The organism is Streptomyces sp. NPDC015127 (assembly GCF_043080095.1).
In the GTDB taxonomy this organism is placed as follows: domain Bacteria; phylum Actinomycetota; class Actinomycetes; order Streptomycetales; family Streptomycetaceae; genus Streptomyces.
In genome coordinates this window covers 157,357-175,073 of the sequence record NZ_JBIBVE010000013.1, presented here as the reverse complement: position 1 = coordinate 175,073, position 17,717 = coordinate 157,357, and the positions used below count along the sequence as shown (strand labels likewise).

Sequence of the window (17,717 nt, the reverse complement as noted above, 5' to 3'; positions counted from 1 at the left end):
GACACCACCTGCCGGCAGTGCCCCGGACCGCCCGTGCGGTCCGGGGCACTGCTGCGCCCAGGGGTCGCTGCGTCGCCGTTCTGTGGGTCATGAGCGGCCTGCCGGCCGTCCGGTCGGAGCATCGGCACCACGGCGCACACCAGACGTCCCTCGGGGCTGACGACCGCGGCACCAGGTGGCTGCCGGGGTGGGGGAGGACCCAGCGGGTGCGGCCGTCGGCGCCGGCTGCTCGGATCCGCGCGTTTCGGCCACGACGACCGTGCCGCCGGCCTGGGCCGCAAGGACGGGCGCCTGCGAGGAACGCCGTTCGGTCGTGCGGCTCCAGTCGGTCCTCGCACCGGACGCCGAGCCGTCCTCCGGGCCCGGGCTGCACCGAGCCCGGGGCTCGTACGAGCAGCCTCGCGTCGATCCGGCGCGCCGCACTGGTCGCGGCGCCTCAGGGACGGCCGGAGCGAATCGGTCAGGCGGGCGGGCGTCGTTTTCCGGCCGTGTGCCGGGGCGCCGGCGCCCCGTCCGGCACGGGTGCCGAGGAGCCGCGTACGGCCAGTTCGACGGGGAGGACGTCCTGTTCCGGCGGCCGGTTGTCCAGCACCGCGAGCAGCGCCGACATGCCCCGTTCGCCGATCCGCTCGGCGGGGAGGCGGACCGTGGTGAGTTCCGGTTCCACGGCGGTGGCCAGCGCGAGGTCGTCGAATCCGGTGACCGAGACGTCCTCGGGGACGCGCAGCCCGAGCCGGCGCACCGCCTTGCAGGCGCCCGCGGCCAGGATGTCGTCGTCGCAGACCAGCGCGGTGGGCCGCGGGCCGGGCGCGGTGAGGGCCCGCTCGGCCGCCGCACGGCCGGACGCCACGTCGAGCGGGGCGGGAACCGTGGTCAGTTCCGCGTCCGGGACGCCCGCGAGCGCCGAGTGCAGCGCCCGCGCGCGGACGTCGAAGGTCCAGGAGGCGACGGCGGATGCGAGGTGGACGAACCGGCGGTGTCCCAGCCCGAGCAGATGGTCCGTCACCTGCCGCATGCCGTCGGCGATGTCGAGATTGACGTGGGCGGCGACACCGGTGTCCGCCGGGTCGCTGTCCAGCATCACGAGCGGCAGGTCGCTGCCGCGGATCGCGGCGAGCGTCCCGGAGGCCATGGAGGAGGCGATGACGCCGTCGAGAGCGGCGCGGGCTGAGGCGAACGGGTCCTTCGCGGGACCGATGCCCTCGGGGGACGGGTACAGGACGACGCCGAAGCCGTGGCGGGCGGCGACGGTCGCCGCGCCGGTGTAGACGCGGGCGAAGAACTCGTTCGTGAGGGCCGGCACCACGAGCAGCGCCGTCCGGGTGCGCCCGAGGCGCAGATTGCGTGCGGCGAGGTTGGGCCGGTAGCCGATCTCCTGCGCCGCGTCGCGCACCAGCGCCGCCGTGCGCTCGGAGACGCGGCCGCGCCACTTGTCGCCCAGGACGAGGGAGACCGTGGCCTGCGAGACCCCGGCAACACGGGCCACGTCCTTGCTGGTGGGGCGGGTGGTCCCGCCTTCCGCCGGGACGGGACGGCCCTCGGGGTTCGGGTGTGCCATGCGGTGCCGTCCTCGGCCGCACTGCTTGTTTCGCGAGCGTCCGGGGTGGCGGCTCGGTGGACCCGCGGACTGCCGACATGGTACGTATGGAGGACCAAGTTATACGTAAAACCTCGGCAGGGTCCGGGGGAGAGGGGTTCCCGGATGGCCGCCGGATACGCAGACATCCTCAGGGCGCCGCACGCGGCACGGCTGCTGACGGGCACCCTCGTGGGCCGGCTGCCCAACGCCACCGCGCACATCGCCATCGTCCTGTTCACCCGCGCGGAAGGCGGCAGCTACACCCTCGCCGGAGCCCTCGCCGCCGTGTACGGACTGGCCACCGCGGTGGGACAGCCACTGCTCGGCCGTGCGGTCGACCTGTACGGGCAGCCGAGGGTCCAGTTCCCCTCCGCGGTCGTCTCGGCGCTCGGCATGCTGTTGCTCGCCGTCGCCGGCACGGGCTCGCTGCCCCTCGCGTACGCCGCGGTGACCGTCGCGGGCCTGTTCACGCCGCCCCTGGAAGGCGGGCTGCGCGCCCTGTGGCCGAGCGTGCTCGGGCAGGAGGACCGCGTCCACCGCGCCTACGCCATGGACGCGGTCGCGCAAGAGATCATGTTCACCGTCGGTCCCCTGCTGGTCACGGTGCTCGTGTCCGTCTGGTCACCCGCTGCCGCGCTCCTGGTCATCAACGCGATAGGCGTCGTCGGCGCCCTGTCCGTCGTGATGTCCCAGCCCTCCCGCGCCTGGCGGTCGGCACCCCGAGAGGCCCACTGGCTCGGCGCGCTGCGCTCTCCCGGGCTGCTCGCCCTGCTCGGCGCGTTCTTCTTCGTCGGACTCGCGCTCGGCTCCATCACCGTCGCCGGCGTCGCCTACGCCGACGACCACGGCCGCGAGGCCGTCTACGGCTGGCTGATGGCCGCACTCGGCCTCGGCGCGCTCGTCGGCGGCACCGTGTACGGCGCACGGCAGTGGGCAGGAGCGCCCGAGACCAGGCTGCGCGCCATCGTCGCTCTGCTCGCCCTCGGCTACCTGCCGCTCGTGCTCACTCCGGGTGTCGTCGCCATGACCGCACTGTCCGCGCTCGCGGGCGTCTTCCTCGCGCCCGCGATCGCCTGCGCATTCATCGTCGTGGACCGGCACGCCCCGCGCGGCACGGTCACCGAGGCGTTCTCGTGGCTGGTGACCACCTTCGGTGTCGGCGCGGCCGTGGGCACGGCCGTCGCGGGCCCCGCCGTCGAGATCGGCGGCACCGCATGGAGCTTCGCGGTCGCCGGCGCCGCGGGATTCGCCGCCCTGCTCGTTCTGACGGCCACTCAGCGCGTGCTCGCCGTCGCGGGCCGTACCGAGGGCATTGCGGGCTCGGAAGCCCACTCATCGGAAAATGATCGAAACGGGGCCGTCCAACCCGGTTTCAGTTCAGGCCGCGAGGCGTAATGTTCAGACATGGACCGCCGCATTTTCGGGCTGGAGAACGAGTACGGCGTCACGTGCACGTTCAGGGGACAGCGCCGACTGTCACCTGACGAAGTGGCGCGCTACCTCTTCCGCCGTGTCGTGTCATGGGGCCGCAGCAGCAATGTCTTTCTGCGGAACGGCGCCCGCCTGTACCTCGACGTGGGCTCGCATCCGGAATACGCAACGCCGGAATGCGACAACGTGACCGAACTGGTCACGCACGACAAGGCCGGCGAGCGCATTCTGGAAGGCCTGCTCGTCGACGCCGAACGCCGCCTGCACGAGGAGGGAATCGCGGGCGACGTCTATCTCTTCAAGAACAACACCGACTCGGCGGGAAACTCCTACGGCTGCCACGAGAACTACCTCGTCGCCCGGCACGGCGAGTTCTCCCGGCTGGCCGACATCCTCATTCCCTTCCTCGTCACCAGGCAGCTGCTGTGCGGCGCGGGCAAGGTGCTGCAGACGCCGCGCGGCGCGGTCTACTGCGTCAGCCAGCGCGCCGAGCACATCTGGGAGGGCGTCAGCTCCGCCACGACCCGCTCCCGGCCGATCATCAACACCCGCGACGAACCGCACGCGGACGCCGAGCGCTACCGCCGCCTCCACGTCATCGTGGGCGACTCGAACATGTCCGAGACGACCATGCTCCTCAAGGTCGGCGCCACCGACCTCGTGCTGCGCATGATCGAGGCCGGCACGGTCATGCGCGACCTCACCCTGGAGAACCCGATCCGGGCCATCCGCGAGGTCAGCCACGACATCACCGGCCAGCGCAAGGTGCGCCTCGCCTCCGGCCGTGAGGCCTCCGCCCTGGAGGTCCAGCGGGAGTACTACGAGAAGGCCGTCGACTTCGTCGACCGCCGGGGCATCCGCACCGGCACAGTCGCCCAGGTGCTCGAGCTCTGGGGCCGCACGCTCGACGCGATCGAGACCGAGGACCTCGACCGCATCGGCACGGAGATCGACTGGGTCATGAAGTACAAGCTCCTGGAGCGCTACCGGGCCAAGCACAACATGACCATGTCGCACCCCCGGGTCGCCCAGATAGACCTCGCGTACCACGACATCCACCGTCGGCGCGGGCTCTACTACCTGCTGGAGAAGAAGGGACAGGCCGCCCGCATCTGCAACGACCTGAAGATCTTCGAGGGCAAGTCGGTGCCCCCGCAGACCACCCGGGCACGGCTGCGCGGCGACTTCATCCGCCGCGCGCAGGAGCAGCGGCGGGACTTCACGGTCGACTGGGTGCACCTCAAGCTCAACGACCAGGCGCAGCGCACCGTCCTGTGCAAGGACCCGTTCCGTTCGGTGGACGACCGCGTGGAGAAGCTCATCGCCGGCATGTAGGACGCGTCAGCACTGACGGTCGGAACGTCACCCGGGCCCCGTACGTTTCTCGTACGGGGCCCGTGGCACGCCCTAGAGTGTCCGCAACTACTGAGCCGTGAGAGATCTGAGGAACACGTGCGCCGACTTGCCGGCCTTCTCGTCGTCCCCCTGCTGCTGTTGTCGACAGCGGCCTGCGGCAGCGAGGACAAGGACTCCGATTCCGCTTCCACCTCTGCCGTCTCGATGACGAACGGGCTGCCCACGATCACCGCCGGCAAGAGGTTCGGCGAGAAGCCGACCCTTGCCAAGGGCGAGGGCAAGCCGCCGGCGGACCTGAAGGTCAATGTCATCAGCGAGGGCGACGGCCCGGCCCTCAAGAAGGGCGACCTCGCCAGCGTCGACTACCTCGGCCAGCTGTGGGACGGCGACAAGCCCTTCGACAACAGCTTCGACCGCGGTGAGCCGTTCGCGGTCACCATCGGTGGCGGCGGTGTCATCGAGGGCTGGCAGAAGGCGCTGGACGGCCAGAAGGTCGGCAGCCGTATCGAGGTCTCCATCCCGCCGGAGCTCGGCTACGGGGACCAGGGCCAGGGCGAGATCCCGGCCAACGCGACGCTGGTCTTCGTGATGGACATCGTCAAGGGCACCACCCTGCCGGCCGCGGCCAAGGGCAGCGAGGTCGCCCAGGACAACATCGACCTGCCCAAGGTCGGCACCAACACCGACGGCAAGGCGCCGTCCATCACCGTGCCCAAGAAGGCCGCGCCGACCAAGCTCGTGTCGAACTACATCATCGAGGGCACCGGACCCGCGGTGAAGGCGAGCGACACGCTGGCCGTGCAGTACAAGGGCGTCCTGTGGAAGGGCGGCAAGGAGTTCGACAGCAGCTACGCCAGGGGCGGCGCGCCGGTGAACTTCCCGCTGGCGCAGGTCATTCCGGGCTGGCAGAAGGGCCTGGAGGGCAAGAAGGCCGGCAGCCGCGTCCTGCTGGTCGTGCCGCCGGACATGGCCTACGGGGACCAGGAGCAGCAGGGCATCCCCGCCAAGTCCACGCTGGTCTTCGCCGTCGACATCCTGGCAGTTCTGTAAGACTGTCCCGGTTGACTCGCACGAAGACGCAAGGAGCGACATCCGTGAGCACCGATAAGCCCGAGATCGACTTCCCGGGCGGCGAGCCGCCGGCCGACCTGGAGATCAAGGACATCTGGGAGGGCGACGGCAAGGAGGCCAAGGCGGGCGACACCGTCTCCGTCCACTACGTGGGCGTGGCCTTCTCCACCGGCGAGGAGTTCGACGCCTCGTGGAACCGCGGCACCCCGCTGCAGTTCCAGCTCGGCGCCGGCCAGGTCATCCCGGGCTGGGACCAGGGCGTGCAGGGCATGAAGGTCGGCGGCCGTCGCCAGCTGACCATCCCCGCGCACCTGGCCTACGGCGACCGCGGCGCCGGCGGCGGCCGTATCGCCCCCGGCGAGACGCTGATCTTCGTCTGCGACCTGGTCTCCGCCTGACGGAGCGTGTCGCAGCGCCGCACAGCGTGACGAGGGCCCGTGCCGCCGGCACGGGCCCTCGCTTTTGTCCGGACACCCCGGGGCGGTACGGTCGACGGGCGTAAGGGACTCCATCAGATGAGGTGAAGGGCGTCGATGGCCATTGCCAAGGCCGAGCGGCTGATGAATCTCGCGCTGTGTCTGCTCGGGACCCGGCGCCCGCTCAGCAAGCGCGAGCTGCGCGGGTCCATCGAGGCGTACCTGGAGGCCGGCTCCGACGACTCGTTCAACCGGATGTTCGAGCGCGACAAGGACGATCTGCGCGAACTCGGCCTGGTCATCGAGACGGTGGAGTCGCTCGACGGCGACATCGGCTACCTCGCCCGCCGCGACAGCAACCGTCTGCCCCCGATCACCCTGGACGCCGAGGAGGCCGCCGCCCTGGGCCTGGCCGCCAAGGTGTGGCAGCAGGCCCGCCTCGCGGGTGCCGCGAGCGGCGCCCTGCAGAAGCTGCGCGCGGCCGGCATGCCCGAGACCGAGGACGCCTACGAGGCGCACCACAGCGCCCTCGAACCCCGCATCCCCGTCCACGAGTCCGCGTTCGAGCCGCTGATGCTCGCCTGCCGCGACCGCCGCCCCGTCCTCTTCGACTACCGCAAGGCCAACGCGGCACAGCCCGAGCAGCGACACGTCGAGCCCTGGGCCCTCGAATGCTGGCGCGGCCACTGGTACCTGGCCGGATACGACCGCGGGCGCGGGGCCGAGCGGGTCTTCCGGCTCTCCCGGATCACCGGCAGGGTCCGCTCCTCGCGCTCCGGGGCGTTCACCGTGCCCGTGCCCGACGTCGTCACCGTACGGGAGACCGTCGAGAGCTGGGCGGGGGAGACGGCGACCCGCTCCGCGCTGATCCGCCTGCGGGCCGGCTGCGGCTACCCGCTGCGCTCCCGGGCCACGGCCGTACGGGAACTGGGCGACGGCTGGGACGAGTTGGAGATTCCGTACGGACACGGACTGGACGCCTGGCTCGTCGAGTTCGGCCCGGACGTCGTCGTGCTGGAGCCCGCGGACCTGCGGGCCGACGTGGTGGACCGGCTGCGTGCCGTGGCCAAGGGCTGAGGGGGACTCGAGGACCATGGCCGCGAACGCCATCGACCAGACCCGGCGGATGCTGTCGCTGGTGACATATCTGCGGGAGCGCCCCGGCGCGCGCATCGCCGACGTCGCCCGCGCCTTCGGCATCAGCGAGGACGAGCTGATCTCCGACCTCGACGTCCTGCCCATGTGCGGGACGAGCTTCCGGGGCGGCGACCTGCTGGACATCGACACCGACGGCGAGCGCATCTGGTGGCGCAACCCGGACGCCTCCGGCGAGTCCACCGCCGAGCCGCTGCGTCTGGCCGCCGACGAGGCGACCGCGCTGCTGGTGGCCGCCCGGGCCGTGGCGACCCTGCCCGGCCTGCGCGAGGGCGACCGGGAGGCCCTGCTGCGGGCCACGGCCAAGCTGGAGGCCGCCGCGGGCGAGGCCGCCGGAGCCAGCTCCCGGCTCTCGGTGACCTTCGAATCCGAGGGCGGCGTCTTCGCCGACGTCGACCGGGCCATCTCCGAGCGCCGCCGCCTGTGGCTGCGCTACTACTCGCCCGCGCGCGACGAGCTCACCGAGCGCGAGGTCGACCCCATCCGGCTCTTCGCCGTCGGCCACACCTACATGGAGGCCTGGTGCCGCCTCTCCGAGGCGCGCCGGACCTTCCGGCTGGACCGGGTCGCCGAGATCCGGCTGCTCGACGCCCCGGCCGCACCGCCCGAGATCGAGCTGCGCGACCTCTCCGAAGGACTGGTGCAGCCGTCCGCCGACGATCCCGAGGTGGTCGTCGAGGTCGGCCCCGGCGGACGCTGGGTCGCCGAGTACTACCCGCACGACAGCGCCGAGGAGCTCGCCGACGGGGGGCTGCGCATCACGCTGCGTACACCGGCGCCCGCCTCTTTGCGCAGGCTCGCGCTGCGGCTGGGACGCGACGGTCGGATCGTCTCGCCGCCGGAGCTCGCGGCCAGCGCGCAGACGGCGGCCCAGGAGGCGCTCGCCGCGTACGACGACCGCCGCGACGGCGGACGGGACGAAGGACGGGGCGAAGGACGGGGCGAAGGACGGGACGAAGGAGTGCGGCGCCCATGACTGTGATCCCCCAGATCCCCGCCACCGTCGGGCCGGTTCTCTTCAAGGCGGCCTGCCCCGACTGCCGCGCCCGCTTCGAGCTGTCCGCGGGCGCGCTGCGGCTGGCGATCGGCGGCAGCCGCCGTACCACCTTCTACTCGTTCACCTGCCCCGAGTGCGGCTCCGCCGTCCGCAAGCCGGCCGGCGAGCGCATCGTCGAGCTGCTGACCGGCGGCGGCGTGCGCACCCTGCGCCTGCACACCACCGGCTGAGGACGGTCTAGGCTCGTCGCATGTTCTGGCCCATGCTCGCCATCGCCCTCGGATTCCTCGGCGTCGCCGTCCTCGGGGTGCTCGGTATCAAGGTCTTCGTCGAGGCCCGGCGGCTGGGGCGCGAGGTCGCCCGCACCGCCCAGCGCATCGACCGGGCGGCCGAGGACCTGGAGCGCGCGGCGACGTCCCTGGCCGAGACCGGCAGGACCCTGCGCTGACCGGCCTCCGGACGGGCCGCAGAGATCACTGACGCACCCTGCTGCGGCGCTGATGCGGGCGGTACGCTGCTGGTGGCGGCACCGGAGATGAGGCGCCGACCGCTGACGGGTGTATGCACGGGGATTGCCCTGCGTTTACCCGCCCGAGTTACGATCGCTGCCAGGTCGTCTTCGGACGTCAGTCCGCAGGCCCCGAAGCCACGAGCCCCAAGCCGCCTCGGTGAGAAGGTAGACACAGTTATGTTCCGACAGATCGGCCCCACCGAGATCATCATCATCGCGCTCCTCATCCTCCTTCTGTTCGGGGCCAAGAAGCTCCCCGACATGGCGCGTTCGCTGGGCAAGTCCGCCCGCATCCTCAAGAGCGAGGCCAAGGCGATGAAGTCCGAGGGCCAGCCGGCGGCGACGCCTGCCGAGCCGAAGGACCCGGCCCAGGGACAGTCCGCGCCCCGCACGATCCAGGCCGCGCCCGGCGATGTCTCCAGCGCTCGCCCTGTGACCGAGCCCACCGACACCCCCCAGCGCTGATCGAAGGCCACACCGATCGTGGCCTGCCGCACGAGATGAGGACGTGGGTTGCTCAAGTCTGCCCGCTCGAACAAGAAGGAGAAGGACCCCGAGGGGCGGATGCCGCTCGCGGACCATCTGCGTGAGCTCCGCAACAGGCTCGCGAAGGCCATGCTGGCGATCGTCATCGCCTCGGTCGTCGCGGTGGCCTACAGCCAGGAGCTGATGGATTTCCTCACCTCGCCCGTGCCGGAGTGTGTGAAGGACGGTCCGACGAGGGGCGGGGTGTGCGCCACCATCGTCTACACCGACCTGCTGTCGCCGTTCACGACGACGGTCAAGGTGGTGCTGATGGCGGGCATCGTCGCCTCGTGCCCGATCTGGCTCTACCAGCTGTGGGCCTTCGTCGCCCCGGGTCTGCACAAGAGCGAGAAGAAGTACAGCTACTACTTCGCCGCCGCGGCGGCCCCGCTGTTCGCCGCGGGCGTGTACTTCGCCTACCTGATCATGCCGGTGAGCATGAAGGTCCTGCTCTCCATCACCCCGTCGCCGGCGGAGAACCTGCTGAGCGTCGACAAGATCCTGGACTTCACCGTCCGGATGGTGCTGATCTTCGGCTTCTCCTTCGAGCTGCCGCTCCTTCTGATCATGCTGAACCTGACGGGCATGGTGACCGGACGACGGATGCTCGGCTGGTGGCGGGGCGCCGTCATGGGCATCTTCGTCTTCGGCGCGATCGCCACCCCCTCCACCGACCCGCTGGGCATGGTGGCGCTGTCCGGGCCGATCATCTTCCTCTACTTCCTCGCCGTCGGCTTCTCGCTCCTCAACGACCGCCGCAGGCGACGCAACGACCCCGACGCCGGGCTCGACGACGACGAGGCGTCCGACCTCGATCTGACGCCCGCGCCGATCGGCGAGGTCGAGACGGTCTCCGCCTCCCGCGCGTTGCCCGAGCAGGCCACCGGTGACGCCGACGACGGACGCGCGAACCGGCTCAACGGGTACGACGACATCACCTGATCCGTAGTCGCCGACGCACAGCCAGTGAGGGGCCGGAGAGGAATCTCCGGCCCCTCTTCGTGTGCAAGCGGTCCCAGGCGCGGGTACCCACATGAGGTGGGTGCGCCTGTCATATAAAGATCCGCTCACTGTCAGAGGGGGCGGGTAGGCTCGTGAGCAAGATGACCGAGGATCTCTCTCCCGCTGAGCGCTATGCCGCCGCACGCGTCCGCGCTGCTGAGGAGGCCACCGCACTGGCCCCCTTCCGCGCGTTGTACGACTTCGACCTCGACCCGTTCCAGATCGAGGCATGCCAGGCCCTGGAGGCGGGCAAGGGCGTGCTCGTCGCCGCGCCCACCGGCTCCGGCAAGACCATCGTCGGCGAGTTCGCCGTCCACCTGGCCCTCGCCCAGGGCCGCAAATGCTTCTACACCACGCCGATCAAGGCACTATCCAACCAGAAGTACGCGGATCTCGTCAGGCGCTACGGCGCGGCGAAGGTCGGCCTCCTCACCGGGGACAACAGCGTCAACTCCGAGGCGCCCGTGGTCGTCATGACCACCGAGGTCCTCAGGAACATGCTGTACGCGGGATCCCAGTCGCTCATCGGCCTCGGCTACGTGGTCATGGACGAGGTCCACTACCTCTCCGACCGCTTCCGCGGTGCCGTCTGGGAGGAAGTGATCATCCACCTCCCCGAATCCGTGACGCTGGTGTCACTGTCCGCGACCGTGTCCAACGCGGAGGAGTTCGGCGACTGGCTGGACACCGTGCGCGGCGACACCGAGGTGATCGTCTCCGAGGAGCGGCCCGTCCCGCTGTGGCAGCACGTCATGGCAGGCCGCCGGATGTACGACCTCTTCGAGGAGGGCACCGACCACGGCGGCCGCGGCCGCGGCCGCCGCGAGGTCAATCCCGACCTGGTCCGCCTGGCCCGCATGGAGAACCAGCGCACGTACAACCCCGGCGACCGGCGCCGCGGAAAGATGGTGCGCGAGGCCGACCGCGAGCGCGAGCGGCGTCAGCGCAGCCGCATCTGGACCCCGGGCAGGCCCGAGGTCATCGACCGGCTGGACGCCGAAGGGCTGCTGCCGGCCATCACGTTCATCTTCAGCCGCGCGGCCTGCGAGGCCGCCGTGCAGCAGTGCCTCTACGCGGGCCTGAGGCTCAACGACGACGAGGCACGCGCCAAGGTGCGCGAGATCGTCGAGCAGCGCACCGCCGCCATCCCCACCGAGGATCTGCACGTCCTCGGCTACTACGAGTGGCTCGAAGGACTCGAGCGCGGCATCGCCGCCCACCACGCGGGCATGCTGCCGACCTTCAAGGAGGTCGTGGAGGAGCTGTTCGTACGGGGCCTGGTGAAGGCGGTGTTCGCCACCGAGACGCTGGCGCTCGGCATCAACATGCCCGCACGGTCGGTGGTGTTGGAGAAGCTCGTCAAGTGGAACGGCGAGCAGCACGCGGACATCACCCCCGGCGAGTACACCCAGTTGACGGGTCGGGCCGGGCGGCGCGGCATCGACGTCGAGGGGCACGCCGTCGTCCTGTGGCAGCGCGCCATGGACCCGGAGGCGCTCGCCGGACTCGCCGGCACCCGTACGTATCCGCTGCGTTCCAGCTTCAAGCCGTCGTACAACATGGCGGTCAACCTGGTGCAGCAGTTCGGCCGGCACCGCTCGCGCGAGCTGCTGGAGACGTCGTTCGCGCAGTTCCAGGCCGACAAGTCGGTCGTCGGCATCTCCCGCCAGGTCCAGCGGAACGAGGAGGGACTCCAGGGCTACCGGGAGGGCATGACCTGCCACCTCGGCGACTTCGAGGAGTACGCGCGGCTGCGCCGCGACCTCAAGGACCGCGAGACGGAGCTGGCCAAGCAGGGCGCCGCACAGCGCAGGGCGGCTGCCGCCGCGTCGCTGGAGAAGCTCAAGCCCGGAGACGTCATCCACGTCCCGACCGGCAAGTTCGCCGGTCTGGCGCTGGTGCTGGACCCGGGGCTGCCCGCGGGCCGGACCAACGGACACCGCGGCGGGTTCGAGTACAACGACGGCCCGCGCCCGCTCGTGCTCACCGCCGAGCGCCAGGTCAAGCGGCTGGCCTCCATGGATTTCCCGGTGCCCGTCGAGGCGTTGGAGCGGATGCGCATCCCGCGGTCGTTCAACGCCCGCTCCCCGCAGTCCCGGCGCGATCTGGCCTCCGCCCTGCGCACCAAGGCCGGTCACATCGTGCCCGACCGGCACCGCAAGCAGCGGTCGGCCGCGGCGGACGACCGCGAGATCACGCGCCTGCGCGCCGAGTTGCGCGCGCACCCCTGCCACGGCTGCGACGAGCGCGAGGACCATGCCCGCTGGGCCGAGCGCTACCACCGCCTCCAGCGCGACACCCGCCAGTTGGAGCGCCGGATCGAGGGACGTACGAACACGATCGCGCGGACCTTCGACCGGATCGTCGCCCTGCTGACCGAGATGGACTACCTGCGGGGCAACGAGGTCACGGAGCACGGCAAGCGGCTCGCCCGGCTGTACGGCGAACTGGACCTGCTGGCGAGCGAATGCCTGCGCGACCGGGTCTGGGAAGGGCTCAACCCCGCCGAACTGGCCGCGTGCGTCTCGGCGTTGGTCTACGAGGCGCGGCAGGCGGACGACGCGGTGGCGCCCAAGGTGCCGACGGGCCGTGCGAAGACCGCGCTGGCCGAGATGGTCCGCATCTGGGGCCGGCTGGACGCCCTGGAGGAGGAGTTCAAGATCAACCAGGCGGAGGGGGTCGGGCAGCGCGAGCCGGACCTCGGCTTCGCGTGGGCCGCGCACCAGTGGGCGTCGGACAGGGGGCTCGACGAGGTGCTGCGCGAGGCGGAGATGCCCGCGGGAGACTTCGTGCGCTGGTGCAAGCAGGTCATCGACGTGCTCGGCCAGATCGCGGCGGCCGCGCCCCGGGAGAACAGCACCGTTGCGAAGAACGCCCGCAAGGCGGTCGACGCGCTGCTGCGGGGCGTCGTGGCCTACAGTTCGGTCGGCTGAGACCGCGGACCGGGCCCGACCGTACGGTCGGGCCCGGTCACGCCCTCAGGCCCAGAACCGGTTCTCCTCGTCGATGTCCTCGGTGCACTCGTCGATGTCGGTGACCTTGCCGCCGACGATCGTGAAGAACAGCCCCTGGCGGATCTCGAGGCCGTGGTCGCCGCGATCGGCACGGGACGTGTGGAAGGACATGACATGTCCGCGCCCGTCGGTGAGCACCGCGTCCAGCTGGACCTGCATGGTTCCGTTGGTCTCCTCGCCCAGGCGGCGGAAGACGTCGAGGATGGTGTCGCGTCCCTTGTGGTGCCCGGAGAGGATGTGGTTGCCGGGGATGTGGTAGACCGCATCGGCCGTCATCAGGGAGGTCAGCGTCTCCATGTCGCCTTCGCTGAACGCTACGTAACCCTTGCGGACCAGGGCGCAGTCGGGGTGCTCGGACATGGCGAATCACACCTTTCATGCCTCTTTCGTCCTGTTGGTTCAATCATCCGCCGGGCCTGAAGGGCTGTCCACGGCCAGGGAAACGGCCAGTTCGGTGAGCTCGGCCAGCCGCAGAACCCGGTCTCCGAAGCCCGGAAGCGGCACGTGCAGGGCCCGCGTCCAGCGCGCCGGTACGGTGCCGATCCCGTGGGCCGCGCCGGCGAGCGCGCCGGTCACCGCCGCGACCGTGTCGGTGTCGCCGCCCAGATCGATCGCGGCGGCCAGCGACGCCTCGAACGACGACGTCGTACGCAGCGCCCACACCGCAGAGCCGAGACAGGGCCACACCGCGCCGTTGAACTCCGTGGCCCGGTCCGGGTGCCAGTCGGGGGCGAGGACCGCGGCCCAGCGGGCGCGGTGGTCCGGGTGCACCCGCGCAAGGGCGTCGGGCACAGCGGCCAGCGGGTCCGCGCCCTCAAGGGCGACCCGGATCAGCTCGTGCAGCACGGCCGTGCCCTCCCAGGCGGCGCGGTCGCCGTGCGTGAGCGCCGCGAGCTCGCGTGCCGCGGCCATCGTCGCCGCGCGGCCCGCCCCGGCGAAGAAGACCGCCGAGGTCGAGGCGCGCATCAGGCAGCCGTTGCCGGCGGCGCGGCCCGTCATCCGGAAATGCAGGGCCGCCGCCGTGTCCCACGGGTCCCCGCCGGTGAGGACCTGCTCCGTCTGGAGCCCGATGTCCTTGGGATGGCCCGCGGCCCACCGCTGGAACCGTGCGAAGACGTCCGCTCCGTCGATCCCGCCGTGCCCGAGCAGCGACTCGCCGACGAGCACGGCCATCTGCGTGTCGTCCGTCGCCTCGCCCGGATCCCATCCGCCGCCCCCGCACATCTCGCCCGGGCCGTCCCCGAAGTGGGCGCGGTACACGCCCGGTTCACCGAACTCGAAGGGCGCGCCCAGGGCGTCGCCGACGGCCGAACCGACGACGGCGCCGACGGCACGGTCCAGGCGCGATATGGCGATGGGCTGCTCCACCGCGCCAGCATAGGAGGCGCTGTGGAGGGCGATGCCGTGGTCAGGGCGTGGCGGTGGCCGGGCTGTCGGTGCGGCTGTGCGCACCGGGCGCCGGGCGGGTCGCGCGCAGGGCCAGGAAGGCGAGCAGACCGACCGGGGACAGCAGGACGGTGAGCACCAGCAGGGGGCTCATCGCCAGCGGGTGGATGCCCAGCCGTCGGCCCTCCCGGTACATCCACTGGCCGAGCAGCAGGTCCCAGGCGATGACCTGGGCCCAGATCGCGCCCGCACCGTTCGCCAGGGCGACGAGGTCGCGGAAGGTGTCGATGTCGGGGCTGCGTACCGCCGACCACAGTTCGGGGAGGACGGGGACCGCCAGGGCGAGGTACACCAGCAGGACCGGAACGACAGTGAGCGGCGATGCGGCGACCCGTTCGGTGAGCCGCAGCCCGGGAGCGAGGATCATCAGCAGCCACACCGGGCTCGCCAGCCAGAAGGAGAGCTCGAAGAGGAAGCCGGTCATGCGACGAGCTCCTTGCCGTCGTGCGCGGAATCGTGCTGTCCGGGACGGGCGGCCGCCGAGGGCGGGGTGCGCAGAGCGGCCCAGGTGCCGACGACGGCGGCGGCGAGGATCGCGGCGGCCGCGCCGAGTGTCGCCCCGTCCGGGTGGATCAGGGCCTGACCGCGCAGCGCCTGCCAGGTCACCAGGGCGAACACGCCGGCATAGGTCGCGGAGGCGACGAGAACGAGGCGGAGGCGGACGCGTTCGTCGGCGAGGCGGGTGAAGCGCGGGGCGAGGACGACGAGCAGGAACAGCACGAACGGCAGCCCCTGGAGAGCGTGCAGCCCCACGAAGTGCGGGACGCGAAGATCGCCGCCCGTCGTCTCCCAGCCCGTCAGCGGCATCGAGGGGCCGCCGTCCGTGACGCCGACGCCGTGGGCGCCGACGACGTCGGCGGTGCCCTGCTCGGCGCGGATCCGCTGCTCCGGGGTGGGCTGGGCCATCACGAAGCCGAGGGCGGCGCCGGTCAGCGCGAGGACCGCGCCGCACCGCATCGCCCAGGCGGACGCGCGGTCCGCGAGCCTCGCGCGGAACAACAGGGCGGCGATGAGCAGCGTGGCGGCCCACAGGACGACGACCGTCACCGCCATCGCGCCGAACACAGCCTCGTCGAAAGGAGTTTCGTTGTTGAAGTGGCTGCGCCTGCCGCGGGCCGCCTGGCCGGTGATCAGGATCATCTCGATCGCGCTCGTCACCGCGACGAGGGTGCCGCCCCACCAGCCGGCCCGTCGGAAGCGGGGCAGCAGGGACAGCATCCAGGCGAGGGACAGCGCGTAGGCGACGAACGACACAGAGAACTTGAACGGCTTGAACCAGGCCGGCGCGCCGGCGACGACCCGGTCGTCGACGGCCAGGCCCACGGCCGAGACGACGGCGACAACGGCCATCGACGCGGCGAACGCGAGCAGCGGCCTGTGCCATGACTTCCATGTGGACATGGGACACCCCCGTTGAATATGGATAGCGGCGCTGTCTGCTATCCGATAGGGAGACTATCTATGATGGGTGCGGTGATGGCAAGGGCGGAAAGGTGAACGCGCGGTGCGTATCGGTGAGTTGAGCCGCAGGACCGGGGTGTCGGTCCCGACGATCAAGTACTACGTGCGGGAAGGGCTACTGCCGTCGGGGGAGTTGAGCAGTCCGAACCAGGCGAGTTACGGCGACCGGCACGAGCGCAGACTGCGCCTGATCCGGGCGCTTCTCGACATCGGAGGGCTGTCAGTGGCGGCGATCCGGGAGGTGCTCGCGGCGGTCGACGACCCGGACAGGTCGGTGCACAAGGTGCTGGGGGAGGCGGCGCGCCGGATGACTCCGCGTTACGCGGAGGGTGGTGACGACGCGTCACTCGCGAGCGCGCGCGACCAGGTCCGGCAGTTGATTGCCCGGCGCGGCTGGCAGGTCGACGCCTGCAACCCGGCGGCCACGGCCCTGTCCGAGACGCTGGCGGCACTGGACCGCGTGGGCCACGGGGAGTTCGCGGAGGTTCTGGACGACTACGCCGACGCGGCCGACCGGGTGGCCGACGCGGACCTGGCGTACGTGGCCCGCAAGGCGGGCCTCGACGATCTGGTCGAGGGGGTGGTGATCGGGACGGTCCTGGGCGACGCGATGCTGGCGTCGCTGCGCCGCCTGGCCCAGACGCACCGCTCGTCGACGATGTACGAGGGCTAGGGGGTGTCCGGTCCGGCGGATGCGCCGGGCCGTCCCTCGTGCCCGGCCCCCGGTCACCGACCCGGGGTGTCCGGCGGATTCTGGCCGGGGCGTGCGCCGGGCTGCGGATGCGCCGGTCCTCCGGGCCCGGCCCCCGGTCACCGCCCCCCGGTCACCGCCCCCGCGCGGGACGTGCGTGCCTACGCGGCGGGCTCCTGCTCGCGCTCCACCTGCTCGTTCCACTCGCGCTTGATCGCGCGCCACGCCTCGTCCGACTTGCCCAGGCGCCAGTAGCCCGAGATCGACAAGTGCTCGCGCGGGACCGCGCGTTCGACGCGCAGCTGGCGGCGCAGTTCCTTCACGCAGCCCGCCTCGCCGTGCACGAACGCGCTGACCTCGCCCTCCGGGAAGTCCAGCGCCGCCACCGCGGCCACCAGCGCCTCGCCCGCCGGGCGGTCGCCGCGGTGCAGCCAGGTGACCTCCACGCCGTCGGGCGTGACGATCTTCTGCTCGTCCTCCGGGCCGGCCACCTCCACGAGGGCGTGCACCACCGCGCCCGCCGGCATCTGCTCGAGCGCCGCGGCGATAGCCGGGAGCGCGCTCTCGTCGCCCACGAGCAGGTACCAGTCGGCCGTGGGTGCGGGGGCGTAGGCGCCGCCCGGGCCCAGGAAGCGCACCGTCTCGCCGGCCTGGGCGCGTGCCGCCCACGGTCCGGCCAGGCCCTCGTCGCCGTGCACCACGAAGTCGATCGTCAGCTCGCGGTGCGCGGCGTCCCAGTGGCGCACCGTGTACGTACGCGTCGTCGGCCACTGTTCGCGCGGGAACTCCTCGCGGATCCGCTCCATGTCGAACGGCTCGGGGTAACGGACGCCCGGCGCCGCGAAGACGAGCTTCACGTAGTGGTCGGTGTACTCGCCGATCCCGAACGAGGACGACGCGTCGAGCCCCAGCACCACCCGCACCATGTGCGGCGTCAGCCGCTCGGTGCGCAGGACCTTCGCCTCGTGGACCTTCGGTGCCTTGCGGGCCGGTCGCTCTGCCACGGTGCTCTCCCTGGACGTGTACGTGCTTAGGCTTGCCTAAGTTAACACTTCCGCGGGC

The 17,717-nt window shown here is 71.5% G+C and carries 18 protein-coding genes; 12 read left to right on the top strand and 6 right to left on the bottom strand.

Annotated features, from left to right (window positions below):
* Positions 1-460: 460 nt before the first annotated feature.
* Complete coding sequence (locus tag ACF08N_RS25830; RefSeq protein ID WP_392327052.1) at positions 461-1,558, bottom strand: LacI family DNA-binding transcriptional regulator; 1,098 nt, start codon at positions 1,556-1,558, stop codon at positions 461-463.
* Between the two features lie 144 nt (positions 1,559-1,702).
* Here ACF08N_RS25830 and ACF08N_RS25825 point away from each other — a divergent pair, with 144 nt between their 5' ends.
* The 11 genes from ACF08N_RS25825 (at position 1,703) to ACF08N_RS25775 (ending at position 12,976) form a co-directional block, all read left to right on the top strand.
* Positions 1,703-2,974 (top strand): MFS transporter, encoded by a 1,272-nt coding sequence (locus ACF08N_RS25825; protein WP_392327051.1) that lies wholly within the window; start codon positions 1,703-1,705, stop codon positions 2,972-2,974.
* 9 nt (positions 2,975-2,983) lie between these two features.
* Entirely contained in the window at positions 2,984-4,345 is a 1,362-nt protein-coding gene (gene pafA, locus ACF08N_RS25820) for a Pup--protein ligase (RefSeq protein WP_307716319.1), read from the top strand.
* 117 nt (positions 4,346-4,462) lie between these two features.
* On the top strand, positions 4,463-5,416 hold the full coding sequence (locus ACF08N_RS25815) for an FKBP-type peptidyl-prolyl cis-trans isomerase (RefSeq protein ID WP_392327050.1): 954 nt from the start codon (positions 4,463-4,465) through the stop codon (positions 5,414-5,416).
* A 44-nt stretch (positions 5,417-5,460) separates the two neighbouring features.
* On the top strand, positions 5,461-5,835 hold the full coding sequence (locus ACF08N_RS25810; protein ID WP_392327049.1) for an FKBP-type peptidyl-prolyl cis-trans isomerase: 375 nt from the start codon (positions 5,461-5,463) through the stop codon (positions 5,833-5,835).
* Between the two features lie 135 nt (positions 5,836-5,970).
* Complete coding sequence (locus ACF08N_RS25805) at positions 5,971-6,930, top strand: helix-turn-helix transcriptional regulator (protein ID WP_392327048.1); 960 nt, start codon at positions 5,971-5,973, stop codon at positions 6,928-6,930.
* Positions 6,931-6,946: 16 nt separating this feature from the next.
* Positions 6,947-7,984, top strand: a complete 1,038-nt coding sequence (locus ACF08N_RS25800) for a helix-turn-helix transcriptional regulator (RefSeq protein WP_392327047.1) — start codon at positions 6,947-6,949, stop codon at positions 7,982-7,984.
* Positions 7,981-8,235 (top strand): hypothetical protein, encoded by a 255-nt coding sequence (locus ACF08N_RS25795; protein WP_392327046.1) that lies wholly within the window; start codon positions 7,981-7,983, stop codon positions 8,233-8,235. Before ACF08N_RS25800 ends, ACF08N_RS25795 begins: the two co-directional genes overlap by 4 nt.
* Before the next feature lie 20 nt (positions 8,236-8,255).
* Positions 8,256-8,453, top strand: a complete 198-nt coding sequence (locus ACF08N_RS25790) for a hypothetical protein (protein WP_392327045.1) — start codon at positions 8,256-8,258, stop codon at positions 8,451-8,453.
* Positions 8,454-8,693: 240 nt separating this feature from the next.
* Complete coding sequence (gene tatA / locus ACF08N_RS25785) at positions 8,694-8,981, top strand: Sec-independent protein translocase subunit TatA (protein ID WP_392327044.1); 288 nt, start codon at positions 8,694-8,696, stop codon at positions 8,979-8,981.
* Positions 8,982-9,029: 48 nt separating this feature from the next.
* The gene (gene tatC, locus ACF08N_RS25780) at positions 9,030-9,983 is read left to right on the top strand and encodes a twin-arginine translocase subunit TatC (protein WP_392327043.1); all 954 of its coding nucleotides are present in this window, start codon (positions 9,030-9,032) and stop codon (positions 9,981-9,983) included.
* A gap of 161 nt (positions 9,984-10,144) precedes the next feature.
* Entirely contained in the window at positions 10,145-12,976 is a 2,832-nt protein-coding gene (locus tag ACF08N_RS25775; protein WP_392327163.1) for a DEAD/DEAH box helicase, read from the top strand.
* Positions 12,977-13,021: 45 nt separating this feature from the next.
* Here the strand turns inward: ACF08N_RS25775 and ACF08N_RS25770 are convergent, their stop codons facing one another.
* The 4 genes from ACF08N_RS25770 to ACF08N_RS25755 are packed head-to-tail and all read right to left on the bottom strand — an operon-like array spanning position 13,022 to position 15,904.
* Positions 13,022-13,417 (bottom strand): nuclear transport factor 2 family protein, encoded by a 396-nt coding sequence (locus tag ACF08N_RS25770; RefSeq protein ID WP_392327042.1) that lies wholly within the window; start codon positions 13,415-13,417, stop codon positions 13,022-13,024.
* A 39-nt stretch (positions 13,418-13,456) separates the two neighbouring features.
* Positions 13,457-14,425 (bottom strand): ADP-ribosylglycohydrolase family protein, encoded by a 969-nt coding sequence (locus tag ACF08N_RS25765; RefSeq protein ID WP_392327041.1) that lies wholly within the window; start codon positions 14,423-14,425, stop codon positions 13,457-13,459.
* A gap of 40 nt (positions 14,426-14,465) precedes the next feature.
* Positions 14,466-14,927, bottom strand: coding sequence for an ABA4-like family protein (locus tag ACF08N_RS25760; RefSeq protein WP_392327040.1), 462 nt, complete (start codon positions 14,925-14,927; stop codon positions 14,466-14,468).
* Positions 14,924-15,904 carry a hypothetical protein gene (locus ACF08N_RS25755; RefSeq protein WP_392327039.1) on the bottom strand — a complete coding sequence of 327 codons (981 nt, stop codon included), beginning with the start codon at positions 15,902-15,904 and terminating at the stop codon, positions 14,924-14,926. Before ACF08N_RS25755 ends, ACF08N_RS25760 begins: the two co-directional genes overlap by 4 nt.
* 103 nt (positions 15,905-16,007) lie before the next feature.
* On the opposite strand from ACF08N_RS25755, the gene ACF08N_RS25750 reads away from it, so the two are divergent.
* Positions 16,008-16,637, top strand: a complete 630-nt coding sequence (locus tag ACF08N_RS25750; protein ID WP_392327038.1) for a MerR family transcriptional regulator — start codon at positions 16,008-16,010, stop codon at positions 16,635-16,637.
* A gap of 179 nt (positions 16,638-16,816) precedes the next feature.
* Here the strand turns inward: ACF08N_RS25750 and ACF08N_RS25745 are convergent, their stop codons facing one another.
* Entirely contained in the window at positions 16,817-17,659 is an 843-nt protein-coding gene (locus ACF08N_RS25745; RefSeq protein ID WP_392327037.1) for a siderophore-interacting protein, read from the bottom strand.
* Between the last annotated feature and the right edge of the window lie 58 nt (positions 17,660-17,717).